General features: G+C 40.1%; 3 protein-coding genes and 1 pseudogene. All 4 read left to right on the top strand.

From position 1 onward, the window contains the following. Positions 1-262 (top strand): transposase (locus J582_RS26515; RefSeq protein WP_333728989.1); only part of this gene is annotated, 262 nt, incomplete at its 5' end. A 2-nt stretch (positions 263-264) separates the two neighbouring features. Further along, entirely contained in the window at positions 265-534 is a 270-nt protein-coding gene (locus J582_RS24340; protein ID WP_032048810.1) for a hypothetical protein, read from the top strand. A 132-nt stretch (positions 535-666) separates the two neighbouring features. Further along, positions 667-1,446 (top strand): annotated as a pseudogene (locus tag J582_RS24335) (IS30 family transposase); the annotation flags it as partial. 212 nt (positions 1,447-1,658) lie between these two features. Continuing rightward, on the top strand, positions 1,659-3,558 hold a 1,900-nt coding region (locus J582_RS24330; protein WP_050674869.1), incomplete at its 3' end, for a YadA family autotransporter adhesin.

Below are 3,558 nucleotides of genomic sequence, written 5' to 3'. Positions count from 1 at the left end.
ATGGAAAGATACAAAGAGTAGCTCGCTAGAGCGAAATGAATTACTTAGAACAATTAAACGTTTAGGCAGGACACTATGGAAAAAATGGTCAGGCTATCATCGTCGAAGTTTGGTTGAAACTAAGATGCATTGCATCAAATTATTAGGAGATAAACTCAGTGCAAGGAGTTTTGATAGCCAAGTGAATGAGATCCATGCACGTGTAGCAGTCCTTAACAGATTTACGGAATTAGGTCGACCACTTACCCAAGTTACGCCTTAAATTTGGCTCAATTAGGGGCGCTTTGCATTTCAAATCTTTGTGCAACAAAGCCAATCGGTAGTGTTCCTGTTGCATTTGCACAGGATGAAGGAGAGCTATGTCCATTTATTGGGCAGGCTTCATTCAAGACAGCAGAATCAGAAATTATTTTACTCTTACCGCCTTCATATCAATTTAGTTCTCAGGACTGTGTCACTGGACATTTGTCAAATGCTTTTGGCCAACATGTTTATAAGGCGAAAGGTGATATTGAAATTATAGGCGTGGTCTAAAATCCTAGGACCACATCATTTTATGGCTCGCAGATTCAAATCCCAAGTGCAACACATTTGTAGTTAGTTGAAAAAGTTAGGTGTATTCATAGAATCATTAGACTTTTTCAACTCGTAATTGGAAAGCACACAATGAAGAAATACACCCAACTTTCTCAAGATGAAAGATACGAAATTTATGCTACTTTGAAAAGTAAAAGTTCAATCGCTACCCTTGCTCGGGAATTAGGACGTTCACGATCAACCATCTACCGTGAATTAAAAAGAAATACTGGGCAACGTGGATATAGAGCTCAACAGGCAGCTAAATTTGCAAGTCAAAGACGGTACCGTCCTTCATCATCAATGACAGCATTTGCCTTCGCTTATATTGATTATTTGATTGGTTTGGACTGGTCACCCGAACAAATTTCAGGTGCTTTAACACAACGCGGTTGGCTGGATGTACCTTCACATGAGTGGATTTACCAGTACATTTATCAAGATAAATCAAAAGGCGGTAAACTTCATCTACATTTAAGGCATCAGAAGAAATATCGAAAACGCGGTTACAAAAACACGGATCGTAGGGGTCAAATCATTGATAAAACAAGTATTCACTGCCGACACCAGGTCATTGATCAACGACAACGTTTAGGAGATTTCGAAGGTGACACGGTGATTGGTAAACATCATAAAGGTGCTTTATTGACTCTCGTTGATCGAAAGAGCCTGTATGTACATATTGTTCATTTAGGGCCAACAAGAGCATCCTCTCAAACGATTACTTGTGCATTAGATCGTTTACAAATGAGCCATGCTTATAGTGTGACATTTGATAATGGCAAAGAATTTTCCGAACACAAAAGAATTACTGATGCTGGCATAGAGACGTATTTTGCTGATCCTTACAAGTCTATTCAGCGAGCTAGGCTTGGTTTGAGATTCAATTTAATCGCTGGAATTTATAACTTGGAGCTGAGTAAAAAATGATTTATGAAAGAGGTCTAAAATAGACATTTTTACAAATTAAATGTGAGTTTTGTACATTTTATAACTTAGAATACGAGGCACTAATCACATTATCTTTATTTTTATTTTTATTTTTATTTTTATAAGTTATAAGTCATATAAAAGGTGTAAGTATGAATAGGATCTATAGAGTAGTTTGGAATGCTTCGATAGGGGCATGGGTTGCGGTTTCGGAAAATGCAAAAAGTAAAACGAAAACAAAAACGGTGAAAGTTGTAGCAGTAGCTATAGCTATTGCGTCAAGTGCGATGATGCCAGTTTATGCTGATGTTTTGGCAGGAAATAATATTACAGTTACACCTAGTGGCACAGATTTTGTAGTTGCAACAACGGATGACGTAAGTCTGAATAAAGTTACGGTAGGCAGTGTTGAATTAGATAAAACCACAAATACAGTTAAAGTCGGGACAAATACGACATTAAGTACTGCAGGTTTAGATACGGACGGTTTAGTTAAGACAGGTACATTAACTACAACAGGCTCAGCAACAATTGGAAATGGTTTGACTGTAGCAGATGGTGCGACCTCTCTTAAAAACACCAATATTGCGGGTACTTTAACAACTACAGGAAATACGACAGTAGGCGGTACTTTGGAAGTAACAGGTGCAACGACACTCAGCAATGTTACGACGACAGGCTCAGCAACGATTGGAAGTGGTTTGACTGTAAATGGTGCAACGACACTTAATAACACGTTAAATGTCGTTGGCAATACAACACTCAGCAATGTTACGACTACAGGCTCAGCAAAGATTGGAAATGGTTTAACAGTTGAGGCTGGCACTACTGCATTACGAAATACAACTGTAGGCGGTACTTTGGGAGTAACAGGTGCAACGACACTCAGCAATGTTACGACGACAGGCTCAGCAACGATTGGAAGTGATTTGACTGTAAATGGTGCGACGGCTCTTAAAAACACCAATATTGCGGGTACTTTAACAACTACAGGAGATACAACTGTAGGCGATACTTTGAATGTTAATGGATTAGCGGCATTTAATAATGGTGCGTATCTCAATAGTAAAAAAATTACTGGATTAGCCGCTGGAAATATCAGTAATGCGAGCAGTACGGATGCAGTTAATGGTGGGCAGCTTTATACCGTCAATAAAAATATTGCGGATGTCCTAGGAACAAAATTAGATGCAAATGGAACCTTAGAAAATCAAACTTATACGGTGAGTGATGGTAAAGGCGGTACACAAGCTTTTAATAATGTAAGGCAAGCTATTGAATATATTACAGGGGTTGATACCACTGGAACAGGAAGTGGAGTCGGGGTTGGTATTAAATATTTCCATACCAACTCTGCTGCAGCTGATTCACAGTCAAAAGGTCTAGAATCGGTTGCTATAGGACCTCAAGCAATTGCAAATGGTACAAGTTCAATTGCTATGGGCGACCAAGCGCGCGCAGATCAAGAAAATGCAGTTGCAATTGGTAAACAATCCGCAGCAATTGGTTTAAATAGTACAGCAATTGGTTCAACCACAGGGACACCGCGCCAGCCTGTTTATACAAGAGATGCAAATAATAAAATTACTGCAATAGATGGCATGTCTGTAACTACGACAGGTACGGGTACGAATTTAACAGATATTACTGAAATTAATGGGGTGTCGGTTACAAATACTGAAGTTACTAGCTTCGTGGCATCGTTAAGCAGCGGTGCGAATCTTTCTCTTGGAAAGAATAGTATAGCTTTGGGCACTTCTAATTTGGCAGCCGGTGAATCTAGTGTTGCTCTTGGTGACTCATCTAAAGCTGTTGCAAAGGATGCGATTGCAATAGGTCGAAATGGTAATGCTTCAGGAGAGCAGGCAATTTCGATTGGTGCTGGAGCTCAAGCAGCTGCAAGCGGTGCACTGGCTGCCGGCGGAGCATCTAGTGCGGGCCGTGATGGTGCTGTTGCATTGGGTCAAGGTGCTTTTGCAAATACAACAGCTGGTATTTCAATTGGTCAGAATGCGGGAGTGGGTACATCACAAGGCATAACGAATGACCGTA

The sequence above is a fragment of the Acinetobacter sp. 1566109 genome (assembly GCF_000582255.1).
GTDB lineage: Bacteria > Pseudomonadota > Gammaproteobacteria > Pseudomonadales > Moraxellaceae > Acinetobacter > Acinetobacter nosocomialis.
The sequence above is the reverse complement of the archived record's forward strand: the minus strand, read 5'-3'. Positions and strand labels throughout refer to the sequence as shown.